This is a genomic window from Sandaracinus amylolyticus (genome assembly GCF_021631985.1).
GTDB lineage: Bacteria > Myxococcota_A > Polyangia > Polyangiales > Sandaracinaceae > Sandaracinus > Sandaracinus amylolyticus_A.
This window is the reverse complement of record NZ_CP070225.1, coordinates 8,742,165-8,759,645: the sequence shown is the minus strand read 5'-3', so window position 1 is coordinate 8,759,645 and position 17,481 is coordinate 8,742,165. Positions and strand designations below refer to the sequence as shown.

The 17,481-nt window shown below is 71.9% G+C and carries 16 protein-coding genes; 8 read left to right on the top strand and 8 right to left on the bottom strand.

The features are described from left to right. The first annotated feature begins 7 nt into the window (after window positions 1–7). The 3 genes from I5071_RS37175 to I5071_RS37165 are packed head-to-tail and all read left to right on the top strand — an operon-like array spanning window position 8 to window position 1,640. On the top strand, window positions 8–589 hold the full coding sequence (locus I5071_RS37175) for a TetR/AcrR family transcriptional regulator (protein WP_236518110.1): 582 nt from the start codon (window positions 8–10) through the stop codon (window positions 587–589). 57 nt (window positions 590–646) lie between these two features. Then, window positions 647–1,309, top strand: a complete 663-nt coding sequence (locus I5071_RS37170; RefSeq protein WP_236518109.1) for a metal-dependent hydrolase — start codon at window positions 647–649, stop codon at window positions 1,307–1,309. 28 nt (window positions 1,310–1,337) lie between these two features. Beyond that, complete coding sequence (locus tag I5071_RS37165) at window positions 1,338–1,640, top strand: hypothetical protein (RefSeq protein WP_236518108.1); 303 nt, start codon at window positions 1,338–1,340, stop codon at window positions 1,638–1,640. On the opposite strand, the gene I5071_RS37160 is transcribed toward I5071_RS37165, so the two are convergent. Continuing rightward, a complete protein-coding gene (locus I5071_RS37160; RefSeq protein WP_236518107.1) occupies window positions 1,630–4,491 on the bottom strand; it encodes an Hsp70 family protein in 2,862 nt (953 codons plus the stop codon). The two genes, I5071_RS37165 and I5071_RS37160, sit on opposite strands and share 11 nt — an antisense overlap. 89 nt (window positions 4,492–4,580) lie before the next feature. Between I5071_RS37160 and I5071_RS37155 the strand changes: the two genes are divergently transcribed. The 3 genes from I5071_RS37155 to I5071_RS37145 are packed head-to-tail and all read left to right on the top strand — an operon-like array spanning window position 4,581 to window position 6,818. Then, window positions 4,581–5,852, top strand: a complete 1,272-nt coding sequence (locus I5071_RS37155; protein WP_236518106.1) for a fibrinogen-like YCDxxxxGGGW domain-containing protein — start codon at window positions 4,581–4,583, stop codon at window positions 5,850–5,852. A gap of 25 nt (window positions 5,853–5,877) precedes the next feature. Then, entirely contained in the window at window positions 5,878–6,435 is a 558-nt protein-coding gene (locus I5071_RS37150; protein WP_236518105.1) for a TetR/AcrR family transcriptional regulator, read from the top strand. A 35-nt stretch (window positions 6,436–6,470) separates the two neighbouring features. Further along, a complete protein-coding gene (locus I5071_RS37145) occupies window positions 6,471–6,818 on the top strand; it encodes a DUF1304 domain-containing protein (RefSeq protein WP_236518104.1) in 348 nt (115 codons plus the stop codon). Between the two features lie 102 nt (window positions 6,819–6,920). Here the strand turns inward: I5071_RS37145 and I5071_RS37140 are convergent, their stop codons facing one another. Beyond that, window positions 6,921–7,892, bottom strand: coding sequence for a hypothetical protein (locus I5071_RS37140; RefSeq protein ID WP_236518103.1), 972 nt, complete (start codon window positions 7,890–7,892; stop codon window positions 6,921–6,923). A 132-nt stretch (window positions 7,893–8,024) separates the two neighbouring features. Here I5071_RS37140 and I5071_RS37135 point away from each other — a divergent pair, with 132 nt between their 5' ends. Further along, the gene (locus I5071_RS37135) at window positions 8,025–9,131 is read left to right on the top strand and encodes a hypothetical protein (RefSeq protein ID WP_236518102.1); all 1,107 of its coding nucleotides are present in this window, start codon (window positions 8,025–8,027) and stop codon (window positions 9,129–9,131) included. On the opposite strand, the gene I5071_RS37130 is transcribed toward I5071_RS37135, so the two are convergent. The 4 genes from I5071_RS37130 to I5071_RS37115 form a co-directional block, all read right to left on the bottom strand. Continuing rightward, the gene (locus I5071_RS37130; protein WP_236518101.1) at window positions 9,122–9,805 is read right to left on the bottom strand and encodes an alternative oxidase; all 684 of its coding nucleotides are present in this window, start codon (window positions 9,803–9,805) and stop codon (window positions 9,122–9,124) included. The genes I5071_RS37135 and I5071_RS37130 overlap by 10 nt on opposite strands. 63 nt (window positions 9,806–9,868) lie before the next feature. Next, window positions 9,869–10,372, bottom strand: coding sequence for a hemerythrin domain-containing protein (locus tag I5071_RS37125; RefSeq protein WP_236518100.1), 504 nt, complete (start codon window positions 10,370–10,372; stop codon window positions 9,869–9,871). Then, complete coding sequence (locus I5071_RS37120; protein WP_236518099.1) at window positions 10,369–11,040, bottom strand: DUF542 domain-containing protein; 672 nt, start codon at window positions 11,038–11,040, stop codon at window positions 10,369–10,371. The genes I5071_RS37125 and I5071_RS37120 overlap by 4 nt, the downstream gene beginning before the upstream one ends. Window positions 11,041–11,149: 109 nt before the next feature. Further along, window positions 11,150–12,049, bottom strand: a complete 900-nt coding sequence (locus I5071_RS37115) for a LysR family transcriptional regulator (protein ID WP_236518098.1) — start codon at window positions 12,047–12,049, stop codon at window positions 11,150–11,152. A gap of 76 nt (window positions 12,050–12,125) precedes the next feature. Between I5071_RS37115 and I5071_RS37110 the strand changes: the two genes are divergently transcribed. Continuing rightward, window positions 12,126–13,379: an ester cyclase gene (locus tag I5071_RS37110; RefSeq protein WP_236518097.1), complete on the top strand. Its 1,254-nt coding sequence runs from the start codon at window positions 12,126–12,128 to the stop codon at window positions 13,377–13,379. Between the two features lie 4 nt (window positions 13,380–13,383). On the opposite strand, the gene I5071_RS37105 is transcribed toward I5071_RS37110, so the two are convergent. Next, window positions 13,384–16,239 (bottom strand): dihydroxy-acid dehydratase, encoded by a 2,856-nt coding sequence (locus I5071_RS37105; RefSeq protein WP_236518096.1) that lies wholly within the window; start codon window positions 16,237–16,239, stop codon window positions 13,384–13,386. Between the two features lie 150 nt (window positions 16,240–16,389). Further along, entirely contained in the window at window positions 16,390–17,475 is a 1,086-nt protein-coding gene (locus tag I5071_RS37100) for a glucose 1-dehydrogenase (protein ID WP_236518095.1), read from the bottom strand. Between the last annotated feature and the right edge of the window lie 6 nt (window positions 17,476–17,481).

Genomic DNA, 17,481 nt, shown 5'->3' with positions numbered 1-17,481 from the left:
GATCGCGATGGACGAGACGTTCTTCACCGGAGAGGGCGATGCGCCCGCCAAGAGGCGCATCCTCGTCGAGGCGCTGCGGCTCTTCACCCAGAAGGGCCTGCTCGAGACCACCATCCGCGACATCGCGGCGGCGGCGGGCTACACCAACCCCGCGCTCTACAAGCACTTCGCCAGCAAGGACGAGCTCGCGCTCTACCTGTTCGGCGCCTGCTATCGCGAGCTCGTGATCCGCCTCGAGGGAGAGCTCCGCCGCGCCCACACGCTCGACGAGCGCCTGCGCGCGTTCGTCACCGGATTCCTCGAATTCTACGAGGAATCGCCGGAAGCGGTGGTGTTCGTCCACGACCACCTCCACCGGTTCTGGCCCCAGGTGCCGGAGCACGTGCGGCGCACCACGATCCCCGGGCTGGTGCGGCGGCTGGCGCGCGAGCGCCCCGAGAGCGCCACGGCCTCGGAGGACGCGCTGATCGTGCTCGTCACCGGCACCCTCGCCCAGCTCGCGCGCATGCTCTACCTGCGCGGCATCGAGGGCCCGGCACGGCGGTGGATCGACGAGATGACCGAGCTCTTCGTCCGGGCGTTCCGGTGAGGCTCGTCGTTCGGCCATCGAGTTAGCAAGCGCTCACTCGATAGAAGGAAATCGGAGATGTTCGCGATCAGCCATGCTGCGACCGCGCTCGTGCTCGAGCGCCGTTATCCCGAGGTCCCGATGCCCTGGCTGCTGCTCTCGGTGCAGGCCAGCGAGCTCTTGTGGGTCGTTCTGAACCTGATGGGCGTGGAGTCCACGACGACCGAGCCCGTCGTGCACGCGGTGGGCGACATCCACCTCGCGCACATGCCGTTCTCTCACTCGGCGCTCGGCGCGATCGTGCTCTCGATCGCCGGTGCGGCGATCGCGTGGATCGCGACGCGTCGTGCCCGGTTCGCCGCGGCGATCGGGCTCGGCGTCGCGTCGCACTTCGTGCTCGACGTGCTCACGCACGCGCCCGATCTCGCGCTCCATCCCGGCAGTCGCGTGATGCTCGGGATCGATCTCTACGGATCGTGGCCGCTCGCGGCGTTCGCGCTCGAGCTCGGCTACGGCGTGCTCGCGTGGCGGATCCATCGCGGTGACTGGCGCCTGCTCGCGGCGATCGTCTTCTTCAACGTGACGAGCCTCTCGTTCTTCGTGCCCGGCATCCCGGGGCCCGAGGAGCTGCTCGCGGGACGACCCACGTTCGTCGTGTTGCTCGTCGCGGTGCAGATCGTCGTGACGCTGACCGTGGTCGGTCTGCTCCGCCGGCGACGCGTGATCGCGCCGGCGACGTGACAGGCTCTCCGCAGCGGACGAGGGAATCATGAACATCCTTCTGTTGGGCCTGCGGGCCGCGACCGTCGACGCAGCGCGCGCCCAGATCGAGCAGCCCGGCCTCACGGTCAGCGTCGGCACGAACATCGAAGACCTGCGCGCGGTGTTCGCGCGCACGACGATCGATCACGTGTTCATCGGTGGCGCGCTCCCGCTCGAGACGCGGCTCGAGCTCGTCGGCGAGATCTTCCGCCTGAGCGACGCGACGACGGTGCACATGAAGGACCTCGCGTCCGGACGGGAAGGGTTCCTCCCGTTCGTGCGCGGCGTCCTTCGAGGCCTCACGAGATGAGGCGAAGGCCGGGCGGCAGCGACTCGCCGAAGATGCGCTGCTCCTCGGCCGCCTCGAGCTCCGCGACCTCGCTCACCATGCGCACCCAGGGCTCGGGCGCGCTCACCGCGCGGAGCTTCGTCGCGACCTGCGTCGCGAGCTGCGCGTCGAGGTCGCGCTCGCGATCACCGGTGCGCCGCGCGAGCTGCGCCGCGGCGAACGCCGCGGGCTCGACCTTGCGCCAGTCGAGCTTCATCACCTGTGCGAGCCACTCCTCGGCCTTGGTGCGCGCGACGACGTGATGCGCGCTGCCCGAGAACGGAACGCGCGCGCCGATGCGACCGACCGCCCAACACGACGCGGTGTTCTCGCCGTGCTGGGCGAGGCGCTCGATCAGCCAGTCGCCGATGCGCGCCTTGTCGGTCGGCGTGAGGCGCTCGAGCGACGCCGCGAGCCGCACCATGTCGTCGTATCCGAGCGCCTTCGGGCCCGCGGGACGAGGGCGAGGGCGCGGCGTCGGAGGATGCAGGTACCACTCGATCGACGAGAGCACCTTCTGCTGCATCGGCTGATCGAGCCCGCCCGCGACGCGCCGCCAGAGCGTCCACCACTCGCTCCAGTTCTGCGCCTCGGGCGCGAACTGCACGCCTTGATCGAACACCGTCCACAGCTGACGAACGCGCCAGTCGTCGAGCGGATAGCCGAACCCGGGGCGCAGACAGAAGCCGATCAGGTTGAACCACACGCGCTCGTGATCGGCGCTGCGGCGACGGCGCTTGGTGCCCGCGAAGAGCGCGCCCCACAGCTCTCGGAGCAGCGGCGTGCTCCACTGCGCGCGCGGCCCGAGGATCTTCTCGAGATCGGTGCGCAGCGACTTCTGCGGCTTGCCCTCGAGACCCGCCTCGCTCTTGCCGTAGACCGCGTCGATCTTCGCGCGCGCTTCCTTGACGCGCGGGTGCAGCTGGGTGATGCGCTGCGCGGCGAGGGTCTCGTCGCTGCCCCCGCGGAGCTGCAGCTCGAGCTTCCAGCGTCGCGACGGAGCCTGCTCGGCTCCCTCTCGGAGCTGCAGGCACGAGAGCTCGAGCGTGCCGATCTCGGTCAGCCCGGCCGCGAGCTTCACGCGCTCTTCGCGGGGCGCGGCGGGCGGCGAGGTCCCGCCGGGCACGATCGAGGGCGCGCGGAGCTGGCCCGAGGAGGTCGCGCTGGTGCGCTCGTCGTCGAGCACCGCGGCGAGCGGAGGCAGATCGCGGAAGAGCTCGTCGTCGACGTCGACGATCTCGCCGGGCCGCACGTACGCCGCTTGTCCGGTGCTCGACGCGAGGAGGAAGCGCACCGGCTGACCGAGCTTGAGCGAGAACGTGCGCTCCTCGAGCGTGAGCTCCTCGCCCTCTTCGGCGCCGCGCGGGAGCAGACACAGGCCGCGTCGCGGCGCCTCTTCGCTCACCGGCGGGAGCAGCAGGAAATAGCTGCGCGCCGACCCCCCGCCGATGCGCAGCCCGACGCCGCGTCGCGCGAGCCCGTACGCGACCGCGCCGCGCGCCACCGCGAGCTCGGGATCGTCGTTCTCGAGCACGCGCACCTTCGCGCCGCGCCACGACTCGAGCTGTCCGATCATGCGCGCCGCGAGCGGACCGCCGCGGAACACGCCGCCGTTGAGCAGCACCGCGTCCGGCACCGCGGGGCCTTCGGGCCCGAGCGCCTCGCGCGCGAGATCTTCGTGACGCGCGAGGAACCCCGCGACGTGCCGCGTCACCGCAGGATCGGCGACGTAGGGCAGACCGAACTCGACGATCGCGCCCGCGCGCTTCTGCGGTCGCGCGTCGAGCCCGACCAGCGGGAAGAAGCCCTCGACCAAACGCGCGTCGACGTCGGTGCGCGTGATCTCCGCGCTCGTCGCGCCGCCGACCAGCTTCGATCCCGAGCCGAGCACGGTCACGCGCACGCTCTCGGGCGGCGCCGCTCCGAGCAGGCGCTCCTTCGCGGTGCGGCACTGCACGAGCAGCTGGGTGAAGCGTCCCGCGCCGAGCTTGCCTCCGCCGATGCGCGACTCGACGTCGTGCGCGAGCGCGAGGTCCATGTTGTCGCCGCCGAGCATCAGGTGATCGCCCACCGCGACGCGGGTGAGGCGAGGCCCGCTCTCGCGGATCTCGACCCGGATCAGCGTGAGATCGGTGGTGCCGCCGCCGACGTCGACCACCATCGCGAGCTTCGTCGCGCCCGCCGCTTCCGCCGCGTCGATGCCGCGCCGCGCGAGCCAGTCGTAGAACGCGGCCTGCGGCTCCTCGAGCAGGCGCACCCGGGGCAGGCCCGCGATCCGCGCCGCCTCGAGCGTGAGCGCGCGCGCCCCCTCGTCGAACGACGCGGGGATCGTGAGCACGACCTCCTGCTCGTCGAACGGCTCGCGCGGGTGGTGGTGATCCCACGCCGCCTTCACGTGCGCGAGATAGCTCGCCGACGCGACGACCGCGCTCACCTTCGGCACGTCCTCGGCCGCGCCCCACGGCAGGATCGGCGCGGTGCGATCGACGCTGGGATGCGAGAGCCAGCTCTTCGCGCTCGCGACGAGACGTCCCGGCACCTTCGCGCCGAGCTCCCGCGCGAGCTCGCCCACCACGTAGCGTCCTTCGCTGCCCGGGATCGCCGGGGTCTCGCCCCACGGCAGCGCGAGATCGTCGTCCGAGATCTCGCCCGGCGCGGGGTGATATCGCAGCGAGTGCAGCAGCGGGCGCGGCTCGATCTCTCCGGGCGCGATCAGCTGATCGATCTCGAAGATCTTCGGCGGCGAGCTGGCATCCGCGGGACCGTACGCGACGACGGTGTGCGTGGTGCCGAGGTCGATGCCGACGATGTAACGAGGCTCGTGCGAGGCCACTGGGCGCGATGTGTACCACGGGTCCCTCGCAGCCGTGCTCGCGCCGGGGATCGCGCAGGACCGCTCCGCGCGGTGTAGCCTCGGGCGCGATGGCTCGTCGTGTCGTGGCCTGGGCCCTCCTCCTCCTCCTCTCGGCGTGCACCGACGATCCAGCGATGTTGATCGTGGTCGTCGAGAGCGACCTCGCGATCCCCGAGCCGCTCGCCGACGTGCGCGCGGTCGTGAACGGCGAGGGCGAGCACACGTTCTCGCTCGCCGCGCCCGACCCCAACGAGCGTGTGAGCATTCCGTTCTCGTTCGTCGTGGCGCCGCGCGACGGAGACGCGTCGCGCCAGGTGCACCTCGTGCTCGAGGGCCGGCGCGAGGACGGTACGGTGATCGTCACGCGCGAGGTGCAGACCTCGTTCGTGCCCCGGACCTCGAAGCTGCTGCGCGTCGTGCTCTCCGCGAGCTGCGTGGACATCGAGTGCACCGCGGGGCTCACCTGCATCGCGGGTGGCTGCGACTCGCGCGACGTGGACCCGATGAGCCTGCCCGACGTCGAGCCGGGCACCGAGCTGGTCGACGCGGGCGCGATCGACGGCGGCGCGATCGACGGCGGCGCGGTCGACGGCGGCGCGATCGACGGCGGCGCGATCGACTCCGGCACCATCGACTCGGGCGTGATCGACGGCGGGGGCACGCTGCCCGCGTGCTCCGCGCTCCCCGCGGGCAGCGCGAGCGGCGTCTACACGATCGACCCCGATGGCGCCGGACCGATCGCGCCCTTCGACGTCTACTGCGAGACGAGCGAGGACGACGGAGGCTGGACCCTGCTCGCGAAGGTCACGCCCGATGGCGTGCTGGGCTTCGGCGCGGCCGCGTGGACGAGCCCCGAGCCGATGCCGCTCGGCACGAACGACCTGGCCTACGCCGACGCGCTCTCTCGCGCGTACTGGCACGTGCCGGTCACCACGTTGCGCATCGCGCTCGCGGACACCAACGGCGCGAGGCAGTGGGCGATCACCGAGCTCGACGGCACCGGCGCCGCGCCGCTGCGCGACATCGTCACCGCGGGCACCGCGACGTTCCGCACCTCGGCGTCCGCGCTGCGCACGATGCTGCAGGTCTCGGTCAACGTGCCGACCGCCTGCGAGAGCGGCGTGAACGCGAGCCTCGGCACGTTCCAGGTGCGCCTCGGCGTCGTCGCGGGGCGGACCTCGGCGTGCGATCAGCTCCACGGGTGGTTCGGCATCGGCGCGACCACCGCGGCCGGATGCGAGACCTCGACGTCCTCGATCGCCTCCGGCAGCGCGCGGCTCTGCGGCGCGCCCGGGCAGCGCGGCGAGACCCCGCGCGTCGGCATCGTGATGGGCCGCTGATCGCGACGTGGAGTAGAACGCGCAGGTGGCCAGACCGCGAGACTTCGACGTCGACGGCGCGCTCGACGTCGCCGTGCGCCTCTTCTGGGAGCGCGGCTACGCATCGACCTCGGTGCGCCAGCTCTGCGACGCGATGGGCATCCAGCCCGGCAGCTTCTACGCCGCGTTCACCAGCAAGGAAGCGTGCTTCCATCGCGCGATCGAGCGTTACCTCGCGTCGCAGGGCCTGCCCGCCGCGCCGAGCCACGACGCGATCCGCGGGTGGCTCCGCGCGATCACCGCGCCCTCGCGGCGCGGCAAGGGATGTCTGCTGGTGACGAGCGCGGTCGAGCATCCGCTGCTCGATCCGCAGGGACAGGAGCTCGTCGCGGGGCGCCTCCGCGCGATGGAGGACTTCTTCGCGCTCTGCCTGCGCGAGCGCGGCGAGCGCGCGAAGGACGACGCCGCGCTGCTCGCGGCCGCGGTGACGTCGATCCACGTGATGATGCGCAGCGGTGTCTCGAGCGCGCGGGTGAAGCGCGTCGCGCGGCGCGCGCTCGAGGCCACCGGATTGCTCGCAGACGACGCGTCCGACGATTCTTGATCGACCGCTCAAGAACTTCGATCCATAAGTGCGGCATGCTCTCGCTCGCCGCCACGCTCTTGGTCGCGCTGCTGCACGTCGGCTTCATGGCCCTCGAGACGTTCCTCTGGACCACACCGCGGGTGCGCAAGATGTTCGCGCAGACGGCCGAGCAGGCCGAGACGACGCGCGTGCTCGCGGGCAACCAGGGTGTCTACAACGGCGCGCTCGGCGCCGCGCTCGCGTGGGCTGCGCTCACCGGGCAGACCGCGGCCGCGTCGGTGCTGCTGCTCTTCGTGATCGTCGTCGGCGTGTACGGCGCGGCGACCGCGAAGCGCAGCATCCTGTTCATCCAGGCGCTGCCCGCCGCGGTCGCCCTCGCGCTGACCCAGCTCGGTCTGTGACTCGAAGACTGTCGAAAAATCGGCTCGCCCGCCGGTCCCTACCGTCCGCGCGCTTCGCGCGCTCCCGTCCGGGACCGGCGGGACGAGCACTCCGGCAGAGGATCAGCTCGAGGCCGACGCGAGCGCGCCCTTGCTGAGCGTGCGCCACTCGTAGGTGTACACGTCGAAGAGATCGCGCGGCGTGTGCCCTGCCGCGACGAGCCGATCGCGCAGCGCGCGTGCGACCGCGAGGTGCATCGCGTACGCGGCGCCGGAGGGCGCGCCGATCGGCGGCGCCGGGAGCGCGAGCGCGCGCGCCTGACGCTGGCTCACCGTCGGCTTCACCAGCACGTGCGCGTCGGGGTGCACCGCCGCCGAGAAGATCGTCGCGATGGTCCACGGCGCGTGCCCCGCGCCCAACGCGCGCACGAAGTCGTCGAAGCGCCGCTCGTAGGCCGCGCTGCCGTGCAGGAGCTCGCGCAGCGCGCGCGCGACCTCGGGGTGCGCGCTCTCCGGCACCTTCTGGAACGCCGGGCGATCGGGCTTGGGGAACGCGAGCGGATCGGTCGCCGCCAGCACCTTCGTCGCGTCGGCGAAGATCTCTTCGTGCGCGCCGCGCGCGAGCGCCGCGTCGAGCCGCTCCACCGAGAGCAGCTGGCGCGCGAGCGCGATCAGCGCGTCGACGTTGCGCTCCTCTCCGTCGAGCGTCCCGCGCTCCTCGCGCGTGTACTTCGCGTCGGTGAACCCACCGGCGAAGCGCGCGGCGAAGATCGCCTGCTGCCGCTCGAACGTGATCGCGGGCTCGGCGGGCGCGGCCTCGGGCGCGCTCTTCGCGCGCGACGACTTCTTCTTCGCGCCCGCGGTCGCCGGCGCCTGGCGGCGCAGCAGCTGCTTCGCGAGCGACTCGCGCTCTCCTTCGGGCAGCTCGAGCTCGCGGATCGCGGTGTGGCCATTCATGAACGTTCGTTCACCCGCATGCTCGAACACGTACTTGGTGCGATCGGGGAGCGCCTCCGCGATCACCGCGCGGCCCCACTCGGCGCGGGTCTGATGGGTGAACACGCTCGGTGTCGCGGCGGCTCGTGCGGAGCTCATGAATGACCATCCTGGCTGGAGTGCGCGTCATGGAGCATCTCGTCCCCGTGATGCGCAACTGCCACGACCACGAACGCGGATCGCTCGGCCGTGGTTGCGCGCGTCTCGCGCGTGACCCCACCATCGCCACCGATGCATCCAGCGCGCGGGCGGCTCGCGACATCGCTCCTCGGATCGGCGGCGATCCACGGATGCGTCGTGCTCGCCCTCGCCTTCGCGCCGCGCGCATCGGCGATCCAGCCTCCGCCGCGAGCGCCCCACGAGGTCACGTTCGAGATCGCGGAAGCGCGCCCCTCGATCGCGCGTGAGGTGCCGCGTGCCGAGGAAACCGCCGACACCGCGCACGAGGAGACGAGCGCGCCTCCGCGGCGTGCTGCGCGCGCCCGCGAAGACGTTCCGTTCGACCCAGGGCCCTCGGTCGTCGTCGTCGAGACGCCCGAAGCGCCCTCGACACCGCTCGACGCGCCGCTCCGACCGCCGGTCGAGACCGACGCCGAGCGTCGCGAGCGCGAGCGACGGATCTTCGATCCCGCGGCCGTCGCGCGGAGCGCGTTCGTCGTCGAGGGCGCGCCCTCGATGCGCTCGGCCCCAGCGAGCGCATCGAGGGCCGGAGACGATCTCCGGCCGCGCAGCGAGCGCGAGGTCGAGCAAGAGCTGAGCGGGTCGCTCCGGGCGGAGGCGATGACGAAGTCGTTCACCCAGCGCGAGCGCCTCACCGCGCGGCCTCGGCCCGACGGCACCTACGTGCGCGAGCACCACGCGTTCACCGCCGTGATCACCGCGGACGGGCAGGTGCGCTACGAAGATCGCCCGCCGATCCAGACCGATGGAGTCGCGCCGCAGGGAAGGTTCGACCTGAACGACGCGATCACGCGGGCGCAGGGCGGCGACCCCTACGCCGCCGAGCGGCAGCGGTTCGAGGACGACAACGCCGAGCTCATCGAGCGCCTCGAGCGGCAGGCGCGCGAGCGCGAGATGGCCGCGGCCCTGCGACGGCTCCGCGGTCGCCTCGCGCGCCTCTGGGCGGAGGAGAGCCCCGCCGCCCAGCGTCGCCGTCAGCTGTTCGAGCTCTGGCGCGACGTCGACGAGGGCGGAGGCGACGGCGGTGCGCGAGGCGTCATCGAGGCGTTCATCCGCGAGAGCCTGCCGGTCGGTCACGCGGATGCGTACTCACCCGAAGAGATCCGGCGGATGAACGCGTCGCTCGAGCCGTCGGCGCGCTTCGATCCCTATCGCTGAGCCACCTCGAGCCCGAAGCGCGGCGACGGGATGCGGGCCTCGCTCTCGAGCTTGTGCTCGCGCTCGTCGAGCGCGATCTGGCGCAGCAGGTCGGCGACGCTCAGGTAGCGCCCGTACTCGGCCTCGTAGCGCGACGCGAAGGGCTCGTGCTCGAGCTCGGGGTGGGCGGCGACGAACGCCATGTACTCGCGCTCGGCGTGGTCCTCGAAGTCGCGGTTGAGCGCGTAGCTCCAGGCGGGGTGCAGCACGTAGAGCAGCCAGCTCAGGTGGTAGTAGAACATCGCGAGCAGCTGCGGGATCGCGCGGTGGAGCAGCCACGTCTCGCGCGCTCCGCGTCGCGCGCAGAGCTCTTCGAGCAGCAGCAGGTGCCACTGCTCGTTGTCCTGCTGGGCGCGGCTCTCGCTCACCGCACCGAAGATGCGCGAGGGCGCATCGGGGTCGCGATACGTGTGGGTGATCGCGACGTACCCGACGTTCTCCCAGGCCTGGTAGGGCACGCGGGCGATCACCTCGAGCACGCGGAACTTCACGAGGCTCGCGGCGCGGCCGTACACGAGGTCCATCACCGCGAAGAGCGCGCGGGCCGCGAGGCCGTGGCGGATGCGAGGGGCACTCAGCGTGCGCACCTCTTCGTCGCGGCGCGCCTCGGCGCGCCGTTCGAGCGTGTCGTCCATGACGATCTCTCCTCTCGTCGCGACTGGCAGGTCGCGCTGGTCGTCGTCTCCCGGGATCTGAGGTCATCGTCCGCCCGCGGCGAACTTCATCCGGGCCGCGCCGCGCAGCGCGTCGGCCGCGGTGCGCGGCACCAGCGGCCCGTCGAAGTGCTTCGCGACCGGGATCACCGGGTAGGTGCGCGCGCGATGCGCGATGTCGAGCGCGCGCTCCGGGCCGAGGATCTCCTCGCACGCGGCGTAGAGGCCCTGCTCCTCGAACGCCTCGTGCGCGGCGAGCAGCGTGCGGAGCTCGTCCACCAGCGCGACATCGGGCGTGCCGACGAGCAGCGACGCGATCGCGCCGTGCTCGACCCGCACCCGCCGCGCGCCCTCGATGGGCTCACCGCCGCGCACCGCGCGCACCTGGGCGAGGATCAGCTTCTCCTCGATCGCGATGTGCCGCAGCAGCCGCGCGCGGAGCTCCTCGAACGCCTCGAGATCGAGCACGCCGCCCGCGTCGGAGCGCGCGAGCAGCACGTCCATCTCGCGGTGCTCCTCCTCGATCAGCGCGCGCAGCGTGGTGGTCACGACGCCTCTCTCTCGAGCCGCGGCGCGAGCACGTGGTTCTCGAGGTGGACGTGCACCAGCACGTCGCGCTCGAGCGTCTCGAGCTCGCGGAGCAGCGTGGTCCAGCTGCGGCACGCGCCCTCGGGCACGACGTAGTCGCGGGCCGCTTCGCGCATGCGCTCGAGCAGCGCGCCCACGCCGAGGTGCTCCTCGCGCATCGCGTCCAGCTCGCGCTGGGGGACGCGCTCGCCGCGCGCAATCGGCGCGAAGAGATCGAGCTCCTCGCGCTCGAGGTGAGGGCGCAGCGACGCGTCGAGCTCTTCGACGATCGTGCGCAGCTCGACGAGGCGGAGATCACGATCGCCGTGGACCCGCGCGACCTTCGCGGCGAGCGGCACGAGGAAGGGCAGCGCCTCGCGCAGGTACCCGTGATGGCGCGCGACGATGTGCTGGGCGAGCGCCGGGGTCGAGAGCGCGCGCGGATCGTCGTCGCTCGGGACGCGCGACGCGATCGCCGCCTCGAGCTCGCGCGCGACCGAGGTCGTGTCGAGCCCGCGATCGGCGCACCAGTCGCGCAGCGGACGGGTGCCGCGGCAGCAGAAGTCGATGCGGTGGCGCTGGAGCACCGCCGCGAGCTCGGGGTGCGCGGTCACGAGATCGGCCACGGGCTGGGAGACGTCGATGCTCATTTCGGATCCTCCGCGCTCCATCAGTGCAGCGGAGGTGCCAGCGCAATTCGTGGGCAAAACGCGGAGATCGGCCGAGCGTCCCGTTCCATGATGGAACATGCGGAACGGCTCACCGCACCGCGGTGACCAGCGCGGTGCGGAACCAGGCGTGGGCGGGATCGTCCTGGGCCCGCGGGTGCCACGCTGCGACGATGGTCGAGCTCGGAATCTCGATCGGCGTCGGGAAGAGGCGCAGCCCGAACGGGCGGGCGAGCGGCTCGATCACCCGGCGCGGCGCAGTGACCACGAGGTCCGAGCTGGCGACGATCGCGGGCGCCGGCGCGAACGCGTGGATGCGCACCACGACGCGCCGCGCGAGCCCGCGCGCAGCGAGCGCACGATCGACGTGGCTGCCGGGGTTCCCTCCCGGCGCGACCAGGAGGTGCGGGAGCTTCACGAAGCGCTCGAGGGTCAGGCGCTTGCCCACGTCGGGATGATCCTGCCGCACCGCGCAGACCCAGCTCTCCTCGTAGAGCCGGGTGCGATGGGCGTCGCGCGGCACGCCGTCGCCGACGCCGATCATCAGATCGACGCGCCCGCTCGCGAGCGACTCCGCGAGATCGTCGGCGACCGGCCGGGTGGTGATCGCCACGCCCGGCGCCTCGCGCAGCAGGAGCGGGGTGAGCCGAGGCAGGAGCAGCGCGTCGACGAAGCCCGAGGTCGCGACGGTGAACGTGCGCGTGAGCTGCGCCGGATCGAGCTCGGTCGGGCGCACCAGCGCGGCGGCGGCCTCGAGCACCGCGACCACCCGCGGCGCGAGCTCGTCGGCGCGCGCGGTCGGGACCATCCCGCGCGGGGTGCGCACGAAGAGCGGATCGCCGAACGACTCGCGCATCCGGGTGAGCGCGCGGCTCATCGCGGGCTGGCTCAGGCCGAGGCGGATCGCGGCGCGCGAGAGGTGCCGCTCGCGGTGCAGGGTGACGAAGCAGCGCAACAGATCGAGGCTCGGAGCGTCATCCACTTCGTGCATGAAGGTCATATCCTCGCATGCATTGGCCGCATGACGAGCCGGGAGGCACGGTGAGCGCATCGAAGGAGAGAACGAGATGCTCACTGTCTTCGGAGCCACGGGGAACACGGGATCGGTCGTCGTGGAGCGCCTGCTCGCGGCGGGCGCGAAGGTGCGCGCGGTGGTGCGCGATCGCGACAAGGGCGCGGCGCTCGCGGCGAAGGGCGCCGAGCTCGTGGTGGGCGACGTCACCGACGCGGCGCTCGTCGCGCGCGCGCTCGAGGGCGCGGAGGGCGCGTACCTGATCGTGCCGCCCGATCTGCAGGCGCGCGATCTGCTCGCGAAGAGCCGCTCGATCGTCGCGGGCTACGTCGAGGGGCTGCGGCGCGCGAAGGTGCCGCACGCGGTGTTCCTCTCGTCGGTGGGCGCGCAGCACGAGGCGGGCACCGGGCCCACGCGGCTCAGCCATCAGGCCGAGGTCGCGCTGCGCGCGGTCGGCGGGACGCGCTTCACGTTCGTGCGCGCGCCGTTCTTCATGGAGAACCTGCTCGCGAGCGCCCATCCGATGCGCAGCGACGGAGTGCTGCCGGTGCTCGGCGGCGGCGAGAGCTTCGCGATGCCGATGGTCGCGGCGCACGATCTCGGCGACGTCGCGGCGGACGCGCTGCTCGCGCCCCCGAGCGCGACCGAGATCGTCGAGGTGCGCGGTCCGCGGGATCGCAGCTTCGTCGAGGCCGCGGCGATCGCGTCGGAGATCCTGGGTCGCGAGGTGACGGCGCGGGTGGTGCCGATCGACGCGATCGTGCCCGCGCTGACGAGCACCGGGATGTCGGAGAACGTCGCGTCGCTGTTCCGCGAGCTGAGCGAAGGCGCCGCGCGCGGGCTGCTCGCCTACGAGGGCGCGGGGCGCACGGTGCGCGGGCGCGTGACGCTCGAAGAGGTGCTGCGCCGTGGACTCGCGCCGAGCGATGCGAGCAGCGTGGTGCGGCGGGTGTTCGACGAGGTCGTGAACCAGCGGCGCACCGAGCTGCTCCCCGAGCTCTTCGCCGCCGACTACGAGGGCCCGCAGGGCGGGCGCGGGCCGGCGTCGTTCGGCGCGCTGGTGGACACGCTGCGCGGCGGGTTCCCCGACATCCAGTACGTGCTCGACGAGGTGATCGCGCAGGGCGATCGCGTCGCGGTGCGGTGGTCGTGGTCGGGCACCCACCGCGGGACGTTCCGCACGTTCGCGCCGACCGGACGAACGATCACGCACCGCGGGATGAGCTTCTTCGAGCTGCGCGGCGGGCGCATCACGCGCTCGTGGACCGAGCTCGATCGTCAGGCGTTCGCCGAGCAGCTGAGCGCGTGATCGCTCATGCGCTGTCGCGCTCGGGCTCCTCGACGACGTTCACCGGGGAGCTCGGGCGATGTCCCGTCAGCACGCGCACGACCTCGCTCGCCGCGATGCTGCGCACCATGTGGATCGACTCCTCGGAGTAGTACGCCGCGTGCGGCGTCACGATCACGTTGTCGAGCGCGAGGAGCGGATTGTCGGGCCGCCAGTCACGGCTCTTCGCCGGCTCCTCCTCGAGATCGTCGAGCGCGGCGCCCGCGATCCATCCTTCCGTGAGAGCGCGGTGGAGCACGTGATCGGGCACGATGGGCCCGCGCGCCGTGTTCACGAGGATCGCGCTGCGCTTCATGCTGCGGAGGACGTCCTCGCCGAACAGGCCGCGCGTCTCGCTCGTGAGCGGCGACTGGATGACGAGGTAGTCGGAGCCCGCGACCAGCTCCGCGAAGGAGACCGGCTTCACTCCGTGCGCGCGGATCACCTCGCCGTCGAGGAAGGGATCGTGCGCCCACAGCTCGACCCCGAACGGCCGCGCGCGATCGGCGATCGAGCGCGCGATCGCGCCGAACGAGAGGAGTCCGAAGACGCGCCCGCGCAGCCGTCCGATCGGCTTGCCGGTCTGCCACTTCCACTCGCCACGTCGCGTGGCCGCGTCGTACGTCGGGATCTTCCGAGCGGCCGCCAACCAGAGCGAGACGGCGTGGTCGGCCACCTCGTCGGAGCACCACTCGTTCGGCGCGTTGGTCACCTGGATCCCGTGCTCGGTCGCGGCGTCGACGTCGACGATGTCGACTCCGGTGCCGTAGCGCGCGATGACGCGGCAGTGCGTGAGGGCATCGATCGCGCGCGCGCCGACGTGCGCGTACTGGCAGAGCACGCCGTAGGCGTCGCGAGCGACGTCGATGACCTCGTCCTCGCTCTTGCACTGGGCGCCGACGAGCTCGAAGCCTGCGCCCTCGATGATCGATCGCTCGACCTCGATGTCGCCGAAGTCGTAGTCGAGGACGACCACCTTCACCCGCGCCGGAGCGCGCCAGTCCCAGCGTGTCGGGTCGAGGGGAGCCGCCTGCGCGCCAGCGGGAGACACGCCGTCGTCGACGGGGCCGATCGCCGCCGGCGGGCCGTCGTGGTCGGCCGGCGTCAGCGTCAGCGACGCGCCGGTCGACGCCGAGCTCGCGACGCGCGCGAAGAGCGACAGGATGCCGGTGTCGTGGCGCGGCGGCGGAGGCCTCCACCGAGCGCGCCGCTCCGCCAATGCGCGCGCGACCTCCCCCTCGGTCGCGCGGCGTCCGTGGAGGCCGACGAGCGCGAGCTCGCGCCGCGGGATGTCGATCGCGACGAGATCGCCTTCCTCGACCAGCGCGATCGGTCCTCCGTCGGCGGCCTCGGGCGAGACGTGACCGATGCACGGGCCCTTCATCGCGCCCGAGTAGCGCCCGTCGGTCACGAGCGCGGTCGTCGGGCCGAGCACGGGATCCGCGTCGAGGACGGCCGAGGCGAAGTACATCTCGGGCATGCCGTTGGCGCGCGGCCCCTCGTACCGGATGACCATCACGTCGCCCGGTTCGATCTCGCGTCGCTTCAGCGCATCGAGGCACGCGGTCTCGCGATCGAAGACGCGAGCGGGACCGATGTGGACGCGCATCTCTGGAGGGACGGAGAACGCTTTGATCATGGCGCCCTCCGGCGCGATGTTCCCGCGCAGGATCGCGATCCCACCCTCGACGCAGAACGGCTCCGCGCGCGGTCGGATGATCTCCGTCGGCGGGATGCGGTAGTTGCGCAGGTAGCCGAGGCGCTCCTCGAAGAAGAACGAGCGCTCGAGCTCGTCGAGGTTCTCGCCGAGCGTCTTGCCGGTCACCGTCATGCAGTCGAGGTGGAGGAGGTCGCGGATCTCCAGCATCACCCTCGGGACGCCGCCCGCGTAATAGAAGTACTCGACCGGATATTTCCCGGTCGTCTTCACGTTCGCGATGACGGGCACGCGCCGGTGGATCCGATCGAAGTCGTCGACGTCGAGATGGATCCCGAGCTCGCGCGCGGCCGCGGGCACGTGGAGGAGCGCGTTCGTCGAGCCGCCGACCGCGGCGTGGATCGCGACGGCGTTCTCGAACGCCTTCCGCGTGAGGATCTCGCGCGGGCGGAGATCGTTCGCGACGAGCTGCAGGATCTGCTTCCCGGCGGCGCGCGCGTAGCGCAGATGCATCGTCAGCGGGACCGGGATCAACGCGGAGCCCGGGAGCGCGAGGCCGAGCGCCTCGGCGAGCACCTGTCCCGTCGACGCCGAGCCCATGAACTGGCACGCGCCGCACGTCGGGCACGCGTTCTTCTGCCGCTCGACGAGCTCCTCGTGAGCGCTGTCGCCGCGCTGGACGTGCATGCCGAGGGGCCAGAGCTTGTTCGACGTGAAGTAGTCGGGCGCGTTGAGCTGCGTCCCTCCGGGCACGTGGATCGCGGGGAGATTGCAGCGGGCGATCGCGATGAGGTGAGCCGGTACCGATTTGTCGTTCCCCGAGAGCAGCACCATGCCGTCGTGCGGGTGCCCGAGCGCGTGGATCTCGACCATCGCGGCCATCACGTCGCGCGACACGAGCGAGTAGCTCATCCCGCTCGTCGCCTGCACGACTCCGTCGCAGATGTCGCTGACGGTGAAGACGCCGGGCTTCCCGCCGGCCTCGAAGACGCCGTTCGAGATCTCCTCGATGAGCGGCCGGAAGTGGAACGTCCCGGGGTGGCCCATGCCGTAGGCGCTGTCGACGAGGATCTGCGGCTTGGCGAGATCCTCCTCGGTCCAGTTCATCCCCATGCGGAGCGAGTCGCCCTGGAAGTTGACCCTGCGGAGCTGCTGGCTCCTGAGGCTGCGCGGATCCAAGGCCATCACTCGATCCAGCGCTCCGCGGATTCCTCCGACATCGGCTGTCCCACGGGCCGGGACCGAACGCATTCGTCGTGCCGCCCCGCGTCTCGTGCTCGGCCGACGTGCCCGCGTGACGACCTGCCTCGGCAGTCGCGCGCGCGCCTCCCGCGATCACGCTGCGAGCGTCACCACCGACTTGATGCCGCTCGGCCGGCGCAGGAGATCCGGCGCTTCGTCGAGCTTCGCGCGTCGGGTGATCAAGCCTCGGACCGCGTCGGGGAAGAGACCCATGAACTGCTCGAGCTGTCGGACCGCGGCCTCGAACGCCGAGCGCGACGCGTTGACGGTGCCGAAGAGCACTTGGTTCTTCAGCACGATGTCGCGCATGATCCCGTCGAGATCGATCTCGATCGGTCGCTTTCCGCCGGGCACGCCGCTCAGGATGAACACGCCGTTCGGCGCGAGCGCAGCGAGCGCACCGAACGCGACCTTCGCGGTGCCCACCGCCTCGAAGACGACGTCCGTGACGCCGATGCGCGAAGCGAGCTCGGCGAGCGGCGTGTCGCGCGCCGACACGTACTCGGCGCCGAAGGAGCGCGTGAGCTGCGCGCGATCACCGTCGGCGGGCTCGAGCGAGTACACGAACGTCTCCATGTCTCTCGCGACGAGCATCATCGCGGCGAGCAGGCCGATCGGACCGGCGCCGAGCACGAGCGCTCGCAGGCCGATCGGCTCCCACGGATAACGCCGCAGGATCGCGTCGAGGTCCACCGCGGCCTTCGCGGCGATGGTGAGCGGCTCGACCAGGACCCCGACGTCGGCGAGGCGATGCGGCACGCGCACGAGGTAGCGCTCGTCCTCGACGACACGCTCGGTCAGGTAGCCGTCGGCGCCCTTGATCCCGCGCTCGACGAAGCGCCCCGTGACGCAGAAGTCCTGACGGCCGGCGCGGCACGCGACGCACGTGGGCACGTCGCAGGGGCGGCGTACCGTCAGCGCGACGAGATCGCCGGGGTGCAGCGTGCGGACGCCGGAGCTCACCTCGACGACCTCGCCCAGCGCTTCGTGGCCGAGGACGAGCCGCTCGCTGCCGGCGGGCGGGGTTCCGTGTTGGAGCTCGCAGATCTCGCGATCGGTCCCGCAGATGCCGACCTCGCGGATGCGCACCGTCACGTCGCGCTCGCCTCGTCGCTGCGGCGCCGGAACGTCGATCGTCGAGAGCTCACGTCGTCCAGGAAAGACCGCCAGCGCTCGCATGTCGTC

What these genes read in the sequence shown, in the direction of transcription:
- I5071_RS37140 (WP_236518103.1), bottom strand. Translation starts at nt 7,892, where the DNA reads ATGAGCTCCGCACGAGCCGCCGCGACACCGAGCGTGTTCACCCATCAG.
- I5071_RS37175 (WP_236518110.1), top strand. Translation starts at nt 8, where the DNA reads ATGGACGAGACGTTCTTCACCGGAGAGGGCGATGCGCCCGCCAAGAGG.
- I5071_RS37165 (WP_236518108.1), top strand. Translation starts at nt 1,338, where the DNA reads ATGAACATCCTTCTGTTGGGCCTGCGGGCCGCGACCGTCGACGCAGCG.
- I5071_RS37155 (WP_236518106.1), top strand. Translation starts at nt 4,581, where the DNA reads ATGGCTCGTCGTGTCGTGGCCTGGGCCCTCCTCCTCCTCCTCTCGGCG.
- I5071_RS37170 (WP_236518109.1), top strand. Translation starts at nt 647, where the DNA reads ATGTTCGCGATCAGCCATGCTGCGACCGCGCTCGTGCTCGAGCGCCGT.
- I5071_RS37135 (WP_236518102.1), top strand. Translation starts at nt 8,025, where the DNA reads ATGCATCCAGCGCGCGGGCGGCTCGCGACATCGCTCCTCGGATCGGCG.
- I5071_RS37130 (WP_236518101.1), bottom strand. Translation starts at nt 9,805, where the DNA reads ATGGACGACACGCTCGAACGGCGCGCCGAGGCGCGCCGCGACGAAGAG.
- I5071_RS37105 (WP_236518096.1), bottom strand. Translation starts at nt 16,239, where the DNA reads ATGGCCTTGGATCCGCGCAGCCTCAGGAGCCAGCAGCTCCGCAGGGTC.
- I5071_RS37110 (WP_236518097.1), top strand. Translation starts at nt 12,126, where the DNA reads ATGCTCACTGTCTTCGGAGCCACGGGGAACACGGGATCGGTCGTCGTG.
- I5071_RS37120 (WP_236518099.1), bottom strand. Translation starts at nt 11,040, where the DNA reads ATGAGCATCGACGTCTCCCAGCCCGTGGCCGATCTCGTGACCGCGCAC.
- I5071_RS37100 (WP_236518095.1), bottom strand. Translation starts at nt 17,475, where the DNA reads ATGCGAGCGCTGGCGGTCTTTCCTGGACGACGTGAGCTCTCGACGATC.
- I5071_RS37145 (WP_236518104.1), top strand. Translation starts at nt 6,471, where the DNA reads ATGCTCTCGCTCGCCGCCACGCTCTTGGTCGCGCTGCTGCACGTCGGC.
- I5071_RS37115 (WP_236518098.1), bottom strand. Translation starts at nt 12,049, where the DNA reads ATGCACGAAGTGGATGACGCTCCGAGCCTCGATCTGTTGCGCTGCTTC.